Below are 18,452 nucleotides of genomic sequence, written 5' to 3'. Positions count from 1 at the left end.
ATTTATTGATTTTCTACAAATCTTTCGATGTATTCTTGGTAAGTCATAAGTCTATCTTCAAATACATTTTCTTCGATGTGTATAATTCTGTTTGCAATTGTATTCATAAATTCAGTATCATGACTTGCAAACAAGATATTTCCTTTAAACGCTTTAAGTCCGTTATTCAAACTAATGATGCTTTCAAGGTCTAAGTGATTTGTCGGTTGGTCAAGAATTAGAACATTTGAATTTTTAAGCATCATATATGATAGCATCATTCTAACCTTTTCTCCCCCGGAAAGTTTTTGTGCCGGTTTTAAGGCATCATCTCCTGAGAATAACATTCTTCCTAAAAATCCTCTAATATATATTTCAGATTGTTCTGTTGAATATTGTCTTAACCAATCAATTAGATTGTAAGGAGTATCTTTGAAAAATTCCGTATTATCCTTTGGAAAATATGACCTTGAAGTAGTAACACCCCATTTAAAATTTCCACTATCAGCTTCCATTTCTCCTGATAAAATTTTAAAAAGTGTTGATATAGCTAACTCATCACCGATAAAACCGATTTTATCATTTTTATTAACCATAAATGAAACTTTGTCTAGGACAAGTCTTCCTTCAATAGTCTTTGAAATTTCATTTACCTCTAAAATTTGGTTTCCAACTTCTCTTTCCATTTCAAAACCAACGAATGGATAACGTCTTGTTGATGGTTGTATATCCTCAATTTGAATTTTATCAAGTAATTTTTTACGGCTTGTAGCTTGTTTTGATTTACTCTTGTTAGCAGAGAATCTTGCGATAAAGTTTTGTAATTCCTTAATCTTATCTTCTTTTTTCTTGTTTTGGTCTTTTATCATTTGCGCCATAAGCTGACTTGATTCATACCAAAAATCGTAATTTCCAACGAAAATTTTAATTTTTCTAAAGTCAATATCAACCATATGAGTACAGATATTATTTAAGAAATATCTGTCGTGGCTAACCACGATAACAGTTCCTTCATAATCCATAAGAAAGTTTTCAAGCCATAAAATACTCTTAATATCTAAGTCGTTTGTAGGTTCGTCAAGGATTAAAATTTCAGGATTTCCAAAAAGTGCCTTTGCAAGTAAAACTTTAACCTTTTCTTTACCGGAAAGCTCACTCATCTTGCTTTCATGTAAATTTGTTCCGATTCCAAGTCCTTGAAGTAATGATGAGGCATTAGCCTCTGCACTCCAACCGTCCATATCTGCAAACTCAGCCTCAAGTTCAGACGCTAAAATTCCGTCCTCATCTGAAAAATCCTCTTTTGCATAGATAGCCTCTTTTTGTTTTATGATTTCCATTAAACGTGCATTTCCCATAATTACAACGTCAATAACTTTTTCATCTTCAAACTTAAAGTGGTCTTGTTCTAAGAAACTCATTCTAGTATTCGGTTTTATGGAAACAGAACCTGTATCAGGCTCAAGCCTACCTTCTAAAATTTTTAAAAAAGTAGATTTTCCTGCTCCATTTGCTCCAATTACTCCATAGCAGTTACCCGGAGTAAAAGATAAATTTACGTCATCAAAAAGTTTTTGACCTTGAAAACTTAAACTTAAATCTATTACATTTATCAATTCATTCACCTCATAAAAATATTCATTTTGTTAAATTAACACAAGGCTAATTGTAACATATTTCGTGTAAATAAGCAAATAATTTGATATTAATTTTAAAAAAACAAATAGGATAAAGTTAAATTTTTTTAAACTTTGACTTTATAATTTCACACAAAAAAACGAGCCTTTAGTTGCTTTTAATTAGGGATTTAATTCTTTAAAAAATTATCGGCATGATTAGTAGAAATACTTCCATTCACTAGTCCTAGGACAAAAAAGGTAGTTTTGATTAGAAAAAGACGGAAATATATCCGTCTTTAGAAATTTATAATAATTAGGTTGTAGAATGTGCTATAATATATAGAAAAACTGTATAAAGTAGAAGATTGATTCGAGGTGGATTATTGAATTTTTCTATGACAAACTATAGAAAAATGTAGATAAGAATGGAAAGGAACTACCAAGGTCTGTATTCTTGATTCTAAACTCTTAAAATCAAAAGAGAGGGTAAAGAGGAAAGAAGAGAAAAAAGTGCCCATTCTAGGAGCGATTAAGAAGCATAAGGAAGTAGAAAAGTAAAAAGATAATAGGAAATCTGAACAAAAACATGGAACAGAAAGATAATTATATGGCGGTGTGATCTTTGGATGGCAACGTCTTTTTTGTTTTACAAACGAATAAAAAACAAATAATACACCAAATATTGTTTTGCTTATGATATAATTTTAAAAAAAGGAGGTATAAAATGCAAATCGGTTATTTACATAATGTTGTTATGACAAACTTAAGGAAAATTATGATGCATTTTAATATTGAATCTAATAAGCAACTTTCTGAATTTGCTGATGTTAAGGAAAAGACAATAGAAAGTTGGTTTTCAAATAAACGAAGTCCTAAAATATCAACGCTTGATAAGATTGCAAACAAATTAAAAATCCCTACCTATATTTTATTTAAGGAAGATTTAGAAATTAGTAACATTAATATATATGATTCTATAGAAAATAATTCGAGTGATTCGTTGGAAAAAAACTTGAGAAATGAGTACATTAGGAGGGGAAAAACCTCATGGAATGATATTTCTTCAATTTATAGTGGGCTTCTAAGTGTTGATACGTTGAAAGCCTACCATAGAAAGAAAAATAGAATTACACCCCCTCTTAATACTTTAGAGAGACTGAGTAGTTATTTAGGTATACCAGCTGGTGAATTAATAAAGGGAGATTACAATGAAAAAAATCAATAATGCAGAAGTAATGAATGTTACTAATAAAATATTAGATATTGTTGAAGACAAAAATTCAGTAGTATCTAATAATTTAAAAAAAGCTTTTTATTTTAAAGGCAGAAAATCAAATACATTAGCAAAAGAAATTATTGAGGGATTTTCAAGTCAAGGTGATAAAATTTTAGAACCATTTTTTGGAGGTGGTTCATTCATTATTGCATCCATGGAAGCTAATAGATATGTAGAGGGTATAGAACTAGACCCCTATACTTTTGATGTTTTTTCTACATTAATAACAAAAATAAATAAATCAAAACTTCAAAGCTTTTATAAAAAAGTTGAAAATGAAGCTAAAGAAAAAGTTATGAATTTATATAAAACTAAATGCTGCGGCCAAGATAATTTTATTCGTAAAATTTTATTTGATCCAGAAAACGAAGAGTACTTTAACCCAATTACTAATAGGGAAATTGCAGACGGAAAAAATGTAAAATTAATGTATAAATGCTCTGTCTGTGGTGAAAAGTCAAAGAGGTTTGACGAAGAAGATTATGAAATTTTACAAGGAACATATGAGTTGGATAATTCTGAGTTTCCAACTGACAAGTATATTGAAAATAGTAGAATCAATATTACTGCTTCTACTGGAGCGGATAGTTATGATCGCAATTTTTCGGAAAGAAACAAGAAATCCTTACTTCATATCCAGAATGAAATATCAAAATTACCTGCATGTAAAGAGAAGGATTTCATCCAACACGCTTTGGTAACATCTCTTGCCTTAGCTAAAATATCTATGTATGGAAGTTCGACGGACATTTTATATCATGTAATTAGAGAACAAGGTCAAGACATGAACGTTTGGGTATTGTTTGAAGCAAAATACAAGTCCATGTTAAAATTCCAAGATGAATTTATGGATTATTTGGTAGAAGATATCTCAAACAATGATAGAGTTCAACTTAAAAATGCGAGCTATAAAATTTTAGAAAACTCTAATACTCAGTTTGATATGATATATACAGACTTTCCATATACAGATCAGGTTCCGTATTTAGAAAGGAATCAATTATTTAGAATCTGGTTGGAAAAGTTTTCTGACTATCCAGAAAAATACCGACTTACGTCTGATATTTTAGATGAAGAAATTGTCTTAACCAATGCACCAGCAAGAAAAAGTCATAATAGTTTTGACAGATATTATAATGATTTAGATGAGATGCTAGGAATTTTATACTCTGTTCTAAAAGATGAAAAGTATATATTTTTTACTATGAAATTAGCAGAAAATAAATACATACAAACATATTCTGAAATTTTAAATTTAGCAAGGAAGAATGGTTTTGAATATGTGACGAGGGTTAACATTGAGAAAAAGGACCCAACGTTGAGAAAACAATCAGCTTTTGCTAATACCATAATGAATGAAGTTATAGTTGTATTTAAAAAATTATCACAAGAACAGAGATATTGGTTCGAAGGTAACATGAACTATGAATATGTTGCGACTAAGTTGGTTTATGAAGATATAAATAGACAAGAGAGAAGATTTATATCTATAAGTTCAGCAGTTAATTTAATAAGAAATGATCTTTTATCTAAAAGTATTGAACCAACTTTAGAAAGAATGAATTTAGCTGAAAAAATAATAAGGGAAAACTTCTTGGTAGATCCGAGAGGGGACGTTTCTATTGATGGGAACCAATTATATTTAGCGATAGAAGATAATTCCACACTGTTTGTAAAACTATATGACTTAATCCCTTTGTTTATTAGAAAACTATTAGAGGAAAAAGGAAAGTTTGTTTTAGATGATTTATATCTAGAAATTACAGCTTCATTAGTCAGTACTGATAGTAATATTTTAGAGCAAATTATTAAAGATTCTGCCTATCAAAATCAAATTTCAATGCTTATAGATAACTATTGTGAAGTCAAGAATGGATACTATGTTAAGAAAAAAATAGATAATGTTGAATATAAGGATTCACAAGATATTTCACAGTTTGATGGGTATGAGTTTGAAAATTTAATTAAAGAGCTACTTGAAGAAGAAAAGTATTTTGATGTTGTTACTGTTGGTGGTGCTGGAGATAGAGGAGTAGATATTATTGCATCTAAATTAGTTGATAAAAATATTGAAAGACATATTTTTCAGTGTAAGCGTTGGATAAGTAATGTTGGTTCAGAACCTGTTCAAAGGTTATATGCCGAACGTTCTTATCATTCTTATGATAAAGCAATCTGTGTAACATCATCAGATTTTACTTCTGAAGGGAAGAATGCTTTAGAAAGATTTAATGTGGACGGATGGAATGGTTGGAAGGTTCAAGAATTACTAAATAAATATTTCCCAGGAAAATATTATAATAGAGCGCTGGATATAAAGTAATAGCTAAATAAGAAAAATCTAGTTTTCTTTTGAAAACTAGATTTTTTCATTATTATTATTTTCCCATACTGCGAGCTCTGAATTCCATTTTAAATGTTCTTGCAACAAATCAATTAATGAAGTATATTTCTCAGATAATTTGCCAAGCCATGCATTTGAAATTAAAGTTTCCATTAAACCATTATCATACAGCTCTGCTGAAGTTAATTGGTTTTGATTTTTTAGCATGTATTTAGCCTCTTTTATAATATTTATTTCTATTTCTTCAATTTCTTCGGGTGCATATCGATATTCGTTTTTGTGTTTACTATTTCTGAAGAAAAGTATTGAATCTCCTTTAAGAGATTTTTTAGGACTTATAATATTTTTCAAGGTATTGGATTTTTCTATATGGGTTTGTCCAATGTATCGGAAACCTTCTTCAAACAAGATTTTCATTAATTTATTCCAAACCTTAAGGCTGTTATCATGAAAATATAGACACATAACCTTATCTTTTTTTAATTTTTTGCCAATTAAGCTAAATACTTTTTTTAAATCCTCATAATAATCAGCTTCATTTTTATCATTCTCTGCTCTTGAGGAGATAACAATTTCATCTTCCATATCAACGCTTAATCCCAATATTGAAGAATATAATTGCATATATTCAGAGTATAAAACTTGACCTAGATAAGGTGGATCAGTTATGACCAAGTCAATACTATTATCAGGTATTTCATCGTCAGAAATATATTGACTTGGTTTTTGTAATAAAAAGGCAGAGTTAATACTTAAATCATTAAAAGATTCTACTAAACTGCTATCACTATATGTTTCTTGAATGCTAGATAGTGCTTTTAAGAAGTTATTTATTTTTTTATTTACTAATAGTACAACATTTCTTTCAACACAGTCTTTTTTAGGAGTCCATAGAGGCCATTGAGAATTAGATCTCTTATCTGTGATTTTGCATTGGTGCATGCATGACATTAAAATATACTTAAAAACATTTTCAGTATTCTTTGAAAATTGTTTACTAATTCCTAGCATATCGTCCAAAACTTTTAGATTCCTATTTGTAAATATGTTAAAGATACTGTCATTTTTTATTACTGCTACTTTAGAATTTTCAATGAATTCGTATTTTTCATCTATATTTTCTAATTCGTACTTAAAAAACATATCTTTTTGATAGTTTTTGATATTTTCACTTTCCACAACCTTCCCACACTTTTCACATATGTGGTTGACAGCATTAATGTTTATATCATTGGAATTTCGATTTGGTTTATCAAACATTATTCTATCTATGAGAGAAATTGAATCACAATTAGGACAATCCGCTTCGTAATAATTCATAAGTGAATTTATTTGATGACTAATATCAATCAAATCTTTTTGCAATTGTTTATCTTTAGAATATTCGACTAAAGTTTTTACAATAAAAACTGGAGCTTCATTAATATCACATCCAATAGCATTTCTGTTCATATTTTTTGTAATGGACTCTAAAATTGTCACTCCAGAACCCATGAACGGGTCAAAGATGACATCATTTTCTTCGCTTAAATTTTCAATCAAAGAGTCGATTATATTAAATGATTTCTGTGACCAGTAAATATGTGTATTATAAATCTCGTTTCTATTTGTTGGTTTCAATGAGTCGATTTGTCTTTTTATTTTCGTTATATTATACGATTTAGACTTTTTCTTATTTTTGCCACATAAAATCAAGTACTCAATTACTGGCTTCCTCTGAGCGTTTTTGTTGTTAGAGTGAAAATAATCTATTTGTTCTACATGAACATATGATGGGGAAAATACTTCTTTAGCCATGTTCATAAGCTCTTCAATTGAAACTGTATATCTATCAGTTTTTTGTTGTTTGATATCTCTAGGGTATGCATACGAAAGAGCGAGGTTAGTACCAGTATCAAAACATGATTTCATTAATAAGTACAGGTCGTCTTTAGCTTTACTTTTTTGACTTAATGATGATTGGAATCTTCCCTCAGTATAAAGCCCTTTTGTATATCCATTCTTAGTTTTTGTCAGCTCAGGATAATCATAATTTACTGCAACATTTAGAATATGATAATATCTTGAGTATTGCATATCTGTATAAGGTGGATCAGCATAGATTAAATCAACTTTATCTAAAATGTCTTTTCTTGAAATAAGTTTATAAAATGGTAAGTTATATGTTTTATGGTTATATTTTTTAGTGTTAGATGAATCAATATCCTTCTCTAAATATTCTAAATAAATATCAAAAACATTTTTGGACCTATCAAGGATGGCTCTTTTTGAGCTTGTTATTAAATCTAGAGGTTGAGCCATATGACCGTCTCTAGAAAAAACTACGTTATTAATTGTCAGAAAGAGCTTTGAATATAAAAAGTCAACAAATAAAGAGTCTGATTCTTTGATGAACTTTATTATAGAGTCAATTTCCAATGCTTGCTCTATACCAAAATATGAACCAGCGTAATATCTCAAAAATAGATTGTAATTATTGTTACTTCTTAATTTTTTGGGAGTAAAATTTTTATTATTCCAGACAGTTTCATGAGACTTATATAATTCATTTAATTCATCAATACTATTTTCCTGAATTAATTTGTTTTCTTTTTGAACTAAATTTGATAAATTTTCTTGAGAAATCAAAAAGCTTTTTATTGAAAGAAGTTGATTTTTAATATCTAAAATATTATTAGTGTTGTAATGAGGGTTATTAAATTGAGCGGAACAAATTGTTGATGAATATGCTTCAGAATCATTAGAAATAACATTATATTTTTCTGAAAACTTATATGAAACAACACCTGAGCCAGCAAATAAATCTAATATTGTATCACCATCATACAAATATTGGTCTATACCTGAACTAATAAAATCTAAAATACTTGATTTATTACCCAAATAATCTATAAATTTGCTCACCAAATCCCTCCTTTCTAGATATATAATACCATTTTACGAAGAAAATCTCAATACAAGTAGAAAAAACACTACAATAATCTAGCATCGCATTTATTGCACATAATTTATCTTTATACTTCTTTTTTCAAATAATTTTAATAGTTTTTTTACTGAACTAACTCATACAATAAATAATTTGACATAGAACCTTAATAACATAAAAAGGCTATGAGCATTTAAACTCATAGCCTTTTCTCTTGCCACCTAAAGACTTATCAAATAATTTTTATAAAATCCCTAACTGAACGCTCCTTAAGGCTCATTTTATCTACATAACTGATTCTGCAACAAATTTTAGTATGAATAATAAAGCTAAGATATAAACAACTGGTGATGCCTCTTTTGCTCTTCCTGAAACTAATTTTAATATGGCATAAGAAACTATACCAAAAACAATTCCGTTTGCGATTGAGTATGATAATGGCATCATAATAATTGTTAAGAAAGCGGGTAATGCTTCTGTATAATCTTCAAAGTTAATTTTCTTAATTCCTGTAATCATAAATAATCCTACTACGATTAAAGCAGAAGATGTTGCATAAGTTGGAATTACAGAGAAGATTGGTTGGAAAATTAAAGCTAGTAAGAAAAGACAAGCTGTAACGATAGCTGTAAGTCCTGTTCTACCACCTTCAGCAACCCCTGATGCACTTTCAACAAATGTAGTTACTGTTGATGTTCCAAGTATTGCCCCAACTGTTGTTCCGATTGAGTCGGCGAAAAGTGCTTGTCTTGCTCTTGGAAGATTTCCGTCTTTGTCTAGCATATCAGCTTTTGATGCAACTCCTACAAGAGTTCCAACTGTATCGAATAAGTCAACGAATAAGAATGCAAAAAACGCTACAAACATTTCTGTTGAAATAATTTTACTAAAATCAAATTTCATAAAAATTGGTGCTATGCTTGAAGGTGTTCCAACAACTGCTTTTGGAAGTTCAGAAACTCCACAGATGATTGATACAACAGTTGTAGCAAGCATACCAAATAAAATAGCTCCGGGAACTTTTTTTACAAGTAATAAAATTGTAAATAAAATACCAAAAATTGTGATTAATGAAGTTGCACTTGTAATAACTCCTAAATCTAGTGGTATTCCCTTTCCTTGTTTAACGAGTCCTGCTTGATATAAACCTAAAAACGCGATGAAAATACCAATACCTGCACTAACTGCTTGTTTAAGTGAATAAGGCATAGAATTTACAATCATTTCTCTAACCTTTGTAAATGTTAAAACTAAAAATATAATACCTTCTAATAAAACAGCTGTTAAAGCAAATTGCCAGCTATATCCTCTACCAATTACGATTGTATATGCAAAGTATGCGTTCAAGCCCATGCCAGGAGCCAATGCAAAAGGATAATTTGCACAAAGACCCATTATAACAGTTCCGATGAATGATGCGATAGCAGTAGTTGTGAAAACTGCTCCCTTATCCATTCCTGCCTCAGATAAAATTGTAGGGTTTACAACTAATATATAAGCCATAGTCATAAAAGTAGTAATACCTGCTAAAATTTCTGTTCTAACGCTTGTTTTGTGTTCTTTAAGTTTAAAAAACTTTTCCAAAAATGTACTCATAAGTCCTCCTAAATAAATTTTTTTCATAAAAACAAAAATAACTCTTAAAGAAATTAAAATTCAAAAAACAAATGCCCAGAAAGTAGGCTTCAAGCGAAACCTACCTTCTGGGCTTTTCTCCCTTAGGTGTAGTGCAAAGCACCTGCACAGCTTGGACCTGCAAGAAAAATCTTCGGAACCCTATGTGCACTTTCTCTTTTGAGTTATCAATATCACATCAATATAATAACAATAAATAAACATTTTGTCAATACATTATTTATATAAATCTGGTATTTTAAAAGGTTTTATGTTAATATAATAGTTAATAAATAGTTAAGGAGATTTTTATGTTTAATCCGATAAAATACGAAGGAACTTTAGGAGAACAATATTCCTATTTAATAAGAGATTTATATGAATTATGTAATCAAGAAACAAATACAATTGCAAATTTATCAAATGCAGTTGCACTTCTAAATTTTTTCTTAGAAGATATAAATTGGGTAGGTTTTTACATTTTAGAAAAAGAAACCGATAATTTAGTGCTTGCACCTTTTCAAGGACTTCCTGCTTGTGTTAGAATCAAAGTAGGAAATGGAGTTTGTGGAACAAGTGCAAGTCTAAAAAAGACTTTGAATATCGAAAATGTTCATAATTTTGAAGGACATATCGCTTGCGACGGAAAAAGTAATTCTGAAATTGTAATTCCGATTTTTAAAGATGAAAAACTTTTTGGAGTTTTAGATATTGACTCCCCTATTTTTAACAGATTTTCAAAAGAAGAAGAAACTTACCTTGAGGCATTTGTTAAGCAACTAGAAACTCATATTTAAGGAGGTTGTTTTGAAAAAATTTTTAAAACTTATCATATTTTTAGGACTATGTATAATTGTTTTAATTCAATCTTTAATTTTTCATTCACAAAAAAATAATATGGATACTTTTGAAAATTATGTTTTTGTTCTCGGAGCAAAAGCAAACAACGGAAAACTTTCAAAAACTTTAATTTCAAGACTTGATACAACCGTTGAATACTTAAACAAACACAAAAAAGCCAAAGCAGTTTTATGTGGTGGCACAGAAAAAGGAAATGAATTTTCTCAAGCTGAATATATGCAAAAATATTTGCTACAAAAAGAAATCGAAAAAGAAAGACTAATCGTAGAACCAAATAGCAAAAATACTTTTGAAAATATAAAATTCGGGCTTGAAATGTTGGATAAAAAGCCAAATGAAATTATGGTAATTTCTTCAAGTTACCATTTATTTAGAGCTAAACTGATTTTTCATAGATTTGGAATTTTAGCAAAGACAGTTCCTGCAAAAACTCCAACAAATTCAATTCTTATATCATATACAAGAGAAACTCTTGCTGTTATAAAGACATTTTTGTTTGATAAACCTACAAATGAAGATATAGAAAAACTGCATCAAAAAAACAGATAATCCACGTTAAAACTACGACTTGTATATTGAAAATTTTTTGAAAAATTTTTAAAAAAAGTGTTGACAAAGCAAAATAAAAGTTGTATAATATACAAGTAATCGTAACGGGGTGTAGCGCAGTTTGGTAGCGCACGTGGTTTGGGACCATGGGGCCGGGAGTTCGAATCTTCTCACCCCGACCAATTCTTATGAGTTTTCTCATAGGAATTTTTTTTTGCAAATTTTCTAGCCTAACTTTGTTGACTTGTCAACAATAGTGTACCCGTAGGCTCATATTGAGCCGTTTGCGTAGTAAACATGTTGAAGTATCTTCATGCGTGGTACTTTACTCAGCTTTAGTCAATTTTATTTTATAAAAAAGTAATTTTAATATGTTTAGTATAACAAAAATATAAAGGAGATATAAAATGAATTTAGAAAAAAATACAAAAATTGGAGAATTAACTCAAAAATATCCAAAAGTTAAAAACTTTTTAAAATCTTTAAGCGAAGAATATAAAAACCTTGATAATGAAGAACTTTTTGAAATGATAAAAGACATTGCAACACTTGAAATGATTGCCATAAAGGGTGGATTTCAGTTTGAAGATTTAAAAGAAAAAATAGAAAATTTTATTAATGCCTAAGCACTAAAAAAGAGAAATGAAAAAAATCATTTCTCTTTTAGTTTATACTCTCTAAAAATTTACAAATATCTATATATACTTTCTCTTTATCGATTTCGTTTAATATTTCGTGGCGCATTTTAGCGTAAAGTTTTAATTTTACATTCTTTATGCCAAGCTCTTTATACATTCTGTAACTCTTTAAAACGCCTTTTCCATATTCTCCAACAGGATCAGCTTTACCTGAAATAAAAAGTATAGGTAAGTCTTTTCTCACCTTTTGAACATTATTTTTATCAGACATTTCTTTTATCAAAGTCATTAAATCCAAATAAAATTTATTCGTACAAAGAAAACCGCAATTTTTATCCAAAATATAGTCCTCAACAACTTTTTCATCTCTTGAAAGCCAATCAAAATCAGTATTTTTATCCTTTATTTTGGAATTATATCCCTTAAAAGCAAGTTTATTTACAAATTCACTCTTTTTAGTTGCCCCTCTTGAACTGAACATTCTAGCTAACAACATAGCCATTCTATGTTTCATTCCATAAATTCCGGTAGTCCCACAAATGATTGCTCCGTCAACTTGGTTGGAATATTCATTTAAAAAATTTCTAACGATTATAGAGCCCATACTATGACCAAAAATTACAATTTGCCTACCGGGAAATTCATTTTTTATATACTTATTAAGTGCATAGACATCTTCAACGAGTTTTTTATCCCCTTTTTCATCAGCAATATGCCCTTTAATCTCATCTTCTTCTACACTTTCTCCATGTCCTCTATTATCCATTCCAAAAGTTTTTATTCCTTGCTTTTCTAAAAATAAAGCAAAGTTTTTATATCTCTTTATATGCTCAGCCATTCCGTGACAAAGCTGTAAAATCATTTTCGGATTCTTTAAATTTTCAGCAAAGTCAACACAATGCAATCTCTTTTCATCAATACTAGAATATATGTAAAACTCTTTCATAAAACACCTCTAACCATATGATACCTTTATTTTACCACAAAACCTTTGAAAAATACAGTTTTTTAAAATTTATTTGAAACAAATTGTTAAATAGAGTACCACGCTTTAAGATAACACATAAAAAAACTCATTTCTAGTAAACTAAAAATGAGTTTTGAAAACTAAAGCGCTTCTGCATGATATGAACTTCTTACTAATGGTCCTGAATTTACTCTTAAAAATCCCATTTTAAAAGCTATATCTCTATATCTGTCAAATTGTTGTGGGTGAACATACTCTTTAACAGCGATATGGAATTTTGTAGGTTGTAAATATTGTCCAACTGTTACCATATCACAGTCAACATCTCTAAGTGCTTGGAATACTTCTACAACTTGTTCTTCTGTTTCTCCAAAGCCAACCATAAGTCCTGATTTTGTTTTAAGTCCACATTCTTTTGCATATTTTAAAACTTCTAAACTTCTTTGGAAGTTTGCAGCAGGTCTTACCTTTGGATAAAACGCAGGAATTGTTTCAACATTGTGGTTTAACACGTCAGGTCTTGTTTCATAAATTATATCCAAAAGTTCTTTTCTTCCTGACATATCCGGTATTAAAAGTTCTATTGTAGTTTTTGGATTATATTTTCTAACTTGTCTTACAACTTCGGCGAATTGATGCGCACCTTCGTCCGGAAGATCATCTCTGGTAACTGACGTTACAACAGCATGTTTTAATTGTAGGATTTGAACTGCTTTTGCCAAATTTTCCGGTTCATTTAAATCAATCGGGTCAGGCGTATGTCTTGTTACGTTACAAAATGTACAATTTCTTGTGCAGTTTCTTCCAAGAATCATAAAAGTTGCAGTTCTTCTTGAATAACATTCCATTTTATTTGGACAATTTGCTTCGTGACAAACAGTATGTAATTTCAGTCCTTCAACCATACTTTCAACATCTGATGTATTTTTATCTCCCTGAATTTTTAATTTTAACCATTCAGGCTTTCTCATTATTTCTGCTTTTTTTCTTAGCATATAGCACCTCTTAAAATAATTTAATTATGTCGCCAATGAAAATTTCTTTATCCATTGACTTAATATATCTATCAATTTCAATATCTTTAAGTGCCTCTGCAACCGACTCTTTAGAACATTGAACACCTCTTAATATACTACATACTTCATCTATACCCAATTCACTAAAAAAATCTCCCTCAATGGAAATATCTTTAATTTTATCATCTTCAACATCAAGCCCTATCTCAACAACACCGCAAGAATATTTTTCAGCTTTTCTATTCTTCTTTAGCGAGCCGTTTCCGTAGTTCCATTCCTTTGTTGCAAAAAGAGAATCACGAATTTCGTAAATTTTTTTCATCTCTTCTTCAGTTAAAATCGTAGTATTTGTAATTTCATATTCCCCTTTTATGTATTCGATAGCTTTATCCATAAAAGTTTCAACGTCCATATCAAGCATATCTCCGATAAATCCAACTCTTGACCTAACTGATTGAACGGCTTTTCCTTTAAATTTTATATCTCTTGACTTTAATGAATTTGTCAAATTATATAAATTTGCTTTAAATAAAAATGTTCCGTGATGTAATATTTTTTCTTTATTTTGATATTGAGCATTTCCACTTACCTTTGCTCCGTCTATCTGAATATCATTTCTTCCCGTAAATTCAGCATTAAGTCCTAGAGAATTTAAAAAGTCAACAACAGGCTTTGCAAATTTTTTAAAAGAAGAATCTACATCTTCTCCTGTTTTTTTAGTGATAAAACTATATTGCATATTTTCCTTATCGCAATATATCGCACCACCACCTGATAATCTTCTAATTACGTCCATATTGTTTTCGTTTGTAAAGTCCAAATTAACTTCCAAGTCAATATTTTGATACCTTCCAATCAAAATACAAGGTCTATTTCTCCAAAGCATAAAAATATCTTCATCATAATTTTCCATTAGATAAAGCTCTATAGCGTGATTTAACGCAGGGTCAAAGTTTTTATTTTCAACAAAAATCATATCATCTCTCCATAAAAATTAAATTTTTTAAATCAACTATATTTTACCACAAATTAGAATATAAAAATAGTCCTAAAGCAAAAAAAGGAAAATCATTTTGATTTTCCTAAATTTTTAAAAACTTTTTTAAATTTTGTAAAATTACTATTGCAACCAAAACTACAATACCGGTTAAAACCATTGTTCCACCGGGTTTTAAACCTCTATAAAATGAAATTGTAATTCCTGAAATTGTAAATATCGTTCCAAACAAAACAGAGTAAATAACTGTTTGAAAATAAGATTTTGAAAGCCTTAAAGCACAAGCAACAGGCACAACCATAAGTGATGAAACCATTAAAACTCCAACAGTTCTTGATGCAATAGAAATTGTTAAAGAAATTAAAAATGTAAAAACTATATTAACAGCTTGAACTTTAATTCCTGCAAGTCTTGCTCCAACTTCATCAAAAGAAACATACAAAAGCGCCTTATATAAAACTACAAAAGCTATCATAACAACTATGAAAACAAGTGTAACAAGCATAACTTCAAAGTCGCTTATCGCAACAATACTACCAAACAAAAAGCTATTGAAATTGGCAGCACCCTTTACAAAATCAGAAAGCACTGCTGCAAGTCCAATCCCCAAACTCATAATTATAGCAGTTGATATATCCGAATTTTTTGGAAAATATCTTCTCATAATTTCTATGGAAAAACTTGCAACCGCACAAGATATTATCGCCGTTATAATTGGATTAACTCTAAAGATAAGTCCGATTGTAACCCCTGCAAGGGAAACGTGAGATAGAGCATCTCCTATCATAGAATTTCTCTTATTTACCATAACAACCCCAATGCAAGGTATAACAATGGATAACATAATTCCAACTAAAAAAGCTCTTCTCATAAATTCAAGTTGAAACATTATCTCACCACTACTTTCTTATCTTTTATTTCCACAACTTTTGTAAGATTGTCCTTCATAATCTCAAGCTCGTGAGTTACAAGCAAAATTGTAATTCCATGTGCGTTGTTAAGATGATTTAAAATCTTAAAAAGTTGTTCTTTACTCTCTTTATCTATTCCTGTCGTAGGCTCATCAAAAATCAAAATCTTCGGATTGTTTATCAAAGACTTTGCAATCATAATCCTCTGTTGTTGCCCACCACTCATTTTATTTATCGGCGTATGTGCAAAATCAAGCATATTAACCTGTGCCAAAGCTCTCTTTGCAAGTTCAATGTGTTTTTTTCTTGAAAATTTTAAAAATCCCATTTTATCATAAAGATTTAGAGTTACAATCTCTAAAGCCGTTATCGGAAAATTAGGTATGCTATTTGCATTTATTTGTGGAACATAACCGATTTTGTTCCAATCTTTAAAATTTTTAATATTTGTATTTGAAATAACAATTTCTCCGCTTGAAGGGGTAAGCTCTTTTAAAATCAGTTTTAACAAAGTAGATTTTCCACTACCATTTGCCCCGATTATAGCTATAAAATCCCTCTTTTGAATATCAAAAGAGAGATTTTCTAAAATGTTTACGCCTCCATTATAAGAAAAAGTTAAATCTTTTATAGAAATAATACTATCCAAACTATTCTCCTACTTTGTTGCCTCAACTAAAGCCTTTAAATTTTCTTCCATCATTGTAAAATAGTCTTTATTTTCCTTAGATTGTTCTTCAGTTTGACCTTCTATTGTATAAAGCATCTTAACTTGTCCACCAATTTCCTTCGCAATAGTTTCTTCAACTTTACTTTCACTAAGTTCTTCATAGAAAACATATTTTAAGCCCTCTTTTTTAGCTTGTTCAACGATTGATTTCATCTTTGCTAAATCAGGTTCTGACTCTGAATTTAACCCTTCGATTGCAATTTGTTTTAAACCATAATCATTAAAAAGATATGCAAAAGCCTCGTGAGAAGTTATGATTGACTTTGTTCTTGAATTTTTCAATTCATCAGCATATTTTTTATCCAACTCATCAAGTCTATTTTCAACCTTTTTTAAATTTTCTTTATAGTAACTTTCGTTAGCCTTATCCATAGAAATAACTTGGTCGCAAATATTCTTTGCAACAACCTTCATATTTCTAAGACTTAACCAAATATGCGGGTCATATTTTCCATGACTATGATGCTTTTCTTCCTTTTCAGTCATAGGTTTTACAACGTCTTTATTTTCGCCTTTATGTTCGTGTTCGTGCTTATGTTCGTGTTCGTGTTCGTGCTTATGTTCGTGTTCATGATCCTCACCTTCTTCGTGATGATGCTCGTGTTCATGATCCTCACCTTCTTCATGATGATGCTCTGTTTCTAACAAATTAACACCCTTTGAAACCTCAACCAATTTTAAATCCGTAAGTGCTGATTTGAATTTTTCAGTCCAAGTTTCCAAGTTTAAACCGTTGACTAAAATAACACTACCTTTGTATAAGTCTTTCATATCCTTGGCAGTCGGCTCCCAATGATGAACACCTTGTCCATTTGGAATTAAATTTTTAACTTCCATTTTATCTCCAACAATTTCTTTTGTTACACTTTGCAAAGCATAAAATGAAGTATATATTGTTTGTTTTTCTTCTTTTTGATTATTTTTTACATTATCTTTGCCACAAGCTGAAAAAAGTGATATAATAAGGACAAAGGAAATGATTTTTGATAAGATTTTTTTCATAATCTACTCCTTTAAATTTTATTTTGCGAATATTTGCATTTGCAAATAAAACGCATTTACATAAACATTATTATATAACTATTTTAAACAAAAATCAAGCAAAGGAGTTTATTTATGAAAAAAGTTTTTTTGAAAATTTTAAAAGATAATGATTTAAAAATCACAAAAAACAGATTAGCTATACTAAAAGAATTACAAAAAAGAGAAGTTCCGACAACAGCCGAAGACATTTACAACGCAATCTCAACAAAAGACGAAAAATATAGCATATCAAGTGTTTACAGAGCATTAAATCAATTTTGCGAAAAAAATATTGCAAAAAAGACCGCAGAAATTGACGGAACAACATATTTCCAATTAAACAACGGACATATACATAGCTTGATTTGTGAAAAATGCAAAAAAATAATTCCGATAAATCATTGCCCGATACATAGCTTGATAGACGACATTGAAAGCAAAACAGAATTTATCGTAACAAGTCATCACCTAGAAATAAAAGGACTTTGCAAAAGTTGTAGAGAAAAACTGTCAAAAGAAGAACTTGAAGAAATAAAACATTCAAAAGAAGAAGAAAAACATCATACACATACTTGTAAAGACGAACATTGCATATAAATAAAAAATTTTTAAAAAAAGTATTGACAAAAATTTTATAAACTGGTATAATATACAAGCATTGAAAAATGATAAAGTTTGGTGGGTGTGGCCTAGCTGGTTAGGGCGTCAGATTGTGGCTCTGAAGGTCATGGGTTCGAATCCCATCATCCACCCCATTTATGCAGGAATGGCGGAACTGGCAGACGCGCTAGACTTAGGATCTAGTGTCATTGACGTGGGGGTTCAAGTCCTCTTTCCTGCACCATTTTTAAGCCCACAACAAATAATAATTGTGGACGTTTTACTGAAAAGATAGATTTTAAAATCTATCTTTTTTTGCATTTAAAAATAAAAAAATCTTAAATTTTTTCAATTTTTTTTGTAAAAAGTGTTGACATATTATTAATAATATGTTATAATATA

Annotated in this window: 15 protein-coding genes and 3 tRNA genes; 9 read left to right on the top strand and 9 right to left on the bottom strand. The window is 29.6% G+C overall.

Annotated features, from left to right (window positions below; genetic code table 11):
- Window positions 1-2: 2 nt before the first annotated feature.
- Window positions 3-1,595: an ABC-F family ATP-binding cassette domain-containing protein gene (locus HMPREF3181_RS05325; RefSeq protein ID WP_068474119.1), complete on the bottom strand. Its 1,593-nt coding sequence runs from the start codon at window positions 1,593-1,595 to the stop codon at window positions 3-5.
- Between the two features lie 727 nt (window positions 1,596-2,322).
- Here HMPREF3181_RS05325 and HMPREF3181_RS05320 point away from each other — a divergent pair.
- Both HMPREF3181_RS05320 and HMPREF3181_RS05315 read left to right on the top strand, forming a co-directional pair.
- The gene (locus tag HMPREF3181_RS05320; RefSeq protein ID WP_068474110.1) at window positions 2,323-2,823 is read left to right on the top strand and encodes a helix-turn-helix domain-containing protein; all 501 of its coding nucleotides are present in this window, start codon (window positions 2,323-2,325) and stop codon (window positions 2,821-2,823) included.
- Window positions 2,807-5,197 carry a restriction endonuclease gene (locus tag HMPREF3181_RS05315; protein ID WP_068474100.1) on the top strand — a complete coding sequence of 797 codons (2,391 nt, stop codon included), beginning with the start codon at window positions 2,807-2,809 and terminating at the stop codon, window positions 5,195-5,197. Before HMPREF3181_RS05320 ends, HMPREF3181_RS05315 begins: the two co-directional genes overlap by 17 nt.
- 36 nt (window positions 5,198-5,233) lie before the next feature.
- Here the strand turns inward: HMPREF3181_RS05315 and HMPREF3181_RS05310 are convergent, their stop codons facing one another.
- Both HMPREF3181_RS05310 and HMPREF3181_RS05305 read right to left on the bottom strand, forming a co-directional pair.
- A complete protein-coding gene (locus tag HMPREF3181_RS05310) occupies window positions 5,234-8,122 on the bottom strand; it encodes a DNA methyltransferase (RefSeq protein ID WP_068474093.1) in 2,889 nt (962 codons plus the stop codon).
- A gap of 307 nt (window positions 8,123-8,429) precedes the next feature.
- Complete coding sequence (locus tag HMPREF3181_RS05305; RefSeq protein WP_068474086.1) at window positions 8,430-9,740, bottom strand: NCS2 family permease; 1,311 nt, start codon at window positions 9,738-9,740, stop codon at window positions 8,430-8,432.
- A gap of 329 nt (window positions 9,741-10,069) precedes the next feature.
- On the opposite strand from HMPREF3181_RS05305, the gene HMPREF3181_RS05300 reads away from it, so the two are divergent.
- The 4 genes from HMPREF3181_RS05300 (at window position 10,070) to HMPREF3181_RS05285 (ending at window position 11,794) form a co-directional block, all read left to right on the top strand.
- On the top strand, window positions 10,070-10,555 hold the full coding sequence (locus tag HMPREF3181_RS05300) for a GAF domain-containing protein (RefSeq protein ID WP_068474076.1): 486 nt from the start codon (window positions 10,070-10,072) through the stop codon (window positions 10,553-10,555).
- Between the two features lie 10 nt (window positions 10,556-10,565).
- A complete protein-coding gene (locus tag HMPREF3181_RS05295; protein WP_068474068.1) occupies window positions 10,566-11,168 on the top strand; it encodes a YdcF family protein in 603 nt (200 codons plus the stop codon).
- A 105-nt stretch (window positions 11,169-11,273) separates the two neighbouring features.
- Window positions 11,274-11,350, top strand: a tRNA-Pro gene (locus HMPREF3181_RS05290).
- A gap of 225 nt (window positions 11,351-11,575) precedes the next feature.
- Complete coding sequence (locus tag HMPREF3181_RS05285; RefSeq protein ID WP_068474063.1) at window positions 11,576-11,794, top strand: DUF1858 domain-containing protein; 219 nt, start codon at window positions 11,576-11,578, stop codon at window positions 11,792-11,794.
- 37 nt (window positions 11,795-11,831) lie between these two features.
- Here the strand turns inward: HMPREF3181_RS05285 and HMPREF3181_RS05280 are convergent, their stop codons facing one another.
- The 6 genes from HMPREF3181_RS05280 to HMPREF3181_RS05255 form a co-directional block, all read right to left on the bottom strand.
- On the bottom strand, window positions 11,832-12,752 hold the full coding sequence (locus HMPREF3181_RS05280) for an alpha/beta hydrolase (RefSeq protein ID WP_068474060.1): 921 nt from the start codon (window positions 12,750-12,752) through the stop codon (window positions 11,832-11,834).
- A 161-nt stretch (window positions 12,753-12,913) separates the two neighbouring features.
- The gene (gene lipA / locus HMPREF3181_RS05275) at window positions 12,914-13,768 is read right to left on the bottom strand and encodes a lipoyl synthase (RefSeq protein WP_068474057.1); all 855 of its coding nucleotides are present in this window, start codon (window positions 13,766-13,768) and stop codon (window positions 12,914-12,916) included.
- A 10-nt stretch (window positions 13,769-13,778) separates the two neighbouring features.
- Window positions 13,779-14,765, bottom strand: a complete 987-nt coding sequence (locus tag HMPREF3181_RS05270; RefSeq protein WP_068474054.1) for a lipoate--protein ligase — start codon at window positions 14,763-14,765, stop codon at window positions 13,779-13,781.
- Between the two features lie 106 nt (window positions 14,766-14,871).
- Window positions 14,872-15,675 carry a metal ABC transporter permease gene (locus tag HMPREF3181_RS05265; protein WP_068474053.1) on the bottom strand — a complete coding sequence of 268 codons (804 nt, stop codon included), beginning with the start codon at window positions 15,673-15,675 and terminating at the stop codon, window positions 14,872-14,874.
- On the bottom strand, window positions 15,675-16,346 hold the full coding sequence (locus HMPREF3181_RS05260; RefSeq protein WP_068474050.1) for a metal ABC transporter ATP-binding protein: 672 nt from the start codon (window positions 16,344-16,346) through the stop codon (window positions 15,675-15,677). The genes HMPREF3181_RS05265 and HMPREF3181_RS05260 overlap by 1 nt, the downstream gene beginning before the upstream one ends.
- 9 nt (window positions 16,347-16,355) lie before the next feature.
- Entirely contained in the window at window positions 16,356-17,429 is a 1,074-nt protein-coding gene (locus tag HMPREF3181_RS05255) for a metal ABC transporter substrate-binding protein (protein WP_068474047.1), read from the bottom strand.
- A gap of 114 nt (window positions 17,430-17,543) precedes the next feature.
- Between HMPREF3181_RS05255 and HMPREF3181_RS05250 the strand changes: the two genes are divergently transcribed.
- From HMPREF3181_RS05250 to HMPREF3181_RS05240, 3 genes are all read left to right on the top strand, one after another.
- On the top strand, window positions 17,544-18,047 hold the full coding sequence (locus HMPREF3181_RS05250) for a Fur family transcriptional regulator (RefSeq protein ID WP_068474044.1): 504 nt from the start codon (window positions 17,544-17,546) through the stop codon (window positions 18,045-18,047).
- A gap of 81 nt (window positions 18,048-18,128) precedes the next feature.
- Window positions 18,129-18,205: transfer RNA gene (locus HMPREF3181_RS05245), tRNA-His, on the top strand.
- A 5-nt stretch (window positions 18,206-18,210) separates the two neighbouring features.
- Window positions 18,211-18,294, top strand: a tRNA-Leu gene (locus HMPREF3181_RS05240).
- Window positions 18,295-18,452 lie beyond the last annotated feature (158 nt).

It is taken from the genome of Parvimonas sp. KA00067 (assembly GCF_001553085.1).
Lineage (GTDB): Bacteria > Bacillota > Clostridia > Tissierellales > Peptoniphilaceae > Parvimonas > Parvimonas parva.
Note: the sequence above shows the minus strand (reverse complement) of the source record. Positions and strands in the feature narration are given on the sequence as shown.

What these genes read in the sequence shown, in the direction of transcription:
- HMPREF3181_RS05320 (WP_068474110.1), top strand. Translation starts at nt 2,323, where the DNA reads ATGCAAATCGGTTATTTACATAATGTTGTTATGACAAACTTAAGGAAA.
- HMPREF3181_RS05315 (WP_068474100.1), top strand. Translation starts at nt 2,807, where the DNA reads ATGAAAAAAATCAATAATGCAGAAGTAATGAATGTTACTAATAAAATA.
- HMPREF3181_RS05305 (WP_068474086.1), bottom strand. Translation starts at nt 9,740, where the DNA reads ATGAGTACATTTTTGGAAAAGTTTTTTAAACTTAAAGAACACAAAACA.
- HMPREF3181_RS05300 (WP_068474076.1), top strand. Translation starts at nt 10,070, where the DNA reads ATGTTTAATCCGATAAAATACGAAGGAACTTTAGGAGAACAATATTCC.
- HMPREF3181_RS05285 (WP_068474063.1), top strand. Translation starts at nt 11,576, where the DNA reads ATGAATTTAGAAAAAAATACAAAAATTGGAGAATTAACTCAAAAATAT.
- HMPREF3181_RS05280 (WP_068474060.1), bottom strand. Translation starts at nt 12,752, where the DNA reads ATGAAAGAGTTTTACATATATTCTAGTATTGATGAAAAGAGATTGCAT.
- lipA (WP_068474057.1), bottom strand. Translation starts at nt 13,768, where the DNA reads ATGCTAAGAAAAAAAGCAGAAATAATGAGAAAGCCTGAATGGTTAAAA.
- HMPREF3181_RS05270 (WP_068474054.1), bottom strand. Translation starts at nt 14,765, where the DNA reads ATGATTTTTGTTGAAAATAAAAACTTTGACCCTGCGTTAAATCACGCT.
- HMPREF3181_RS05265 (WP_068474053.1), bottom strand. Translation starts at nt 15,675, where the DNA reads ATGTTTCAACTTGAATTTATGAGAAGAGCTTTTTTAGTTGGAATTATG.
- HMPREF3181_RS05255 (WP_068474047.1), bottom strand. Translation starts at nt 17,429, where the DNA reads ATGAAAAAAATCTTATCAAAAATCATTTCCTTTGTCCTTATTATATCA.
- HMPREF3181_RS05250 (WP_068474044.1), top strand. Translation starts at nt 17,544, where the DNA reads ATGAAAAAAGTTTTTTTGAAAATTTTAAAAGATAATGATTTAAAAATC.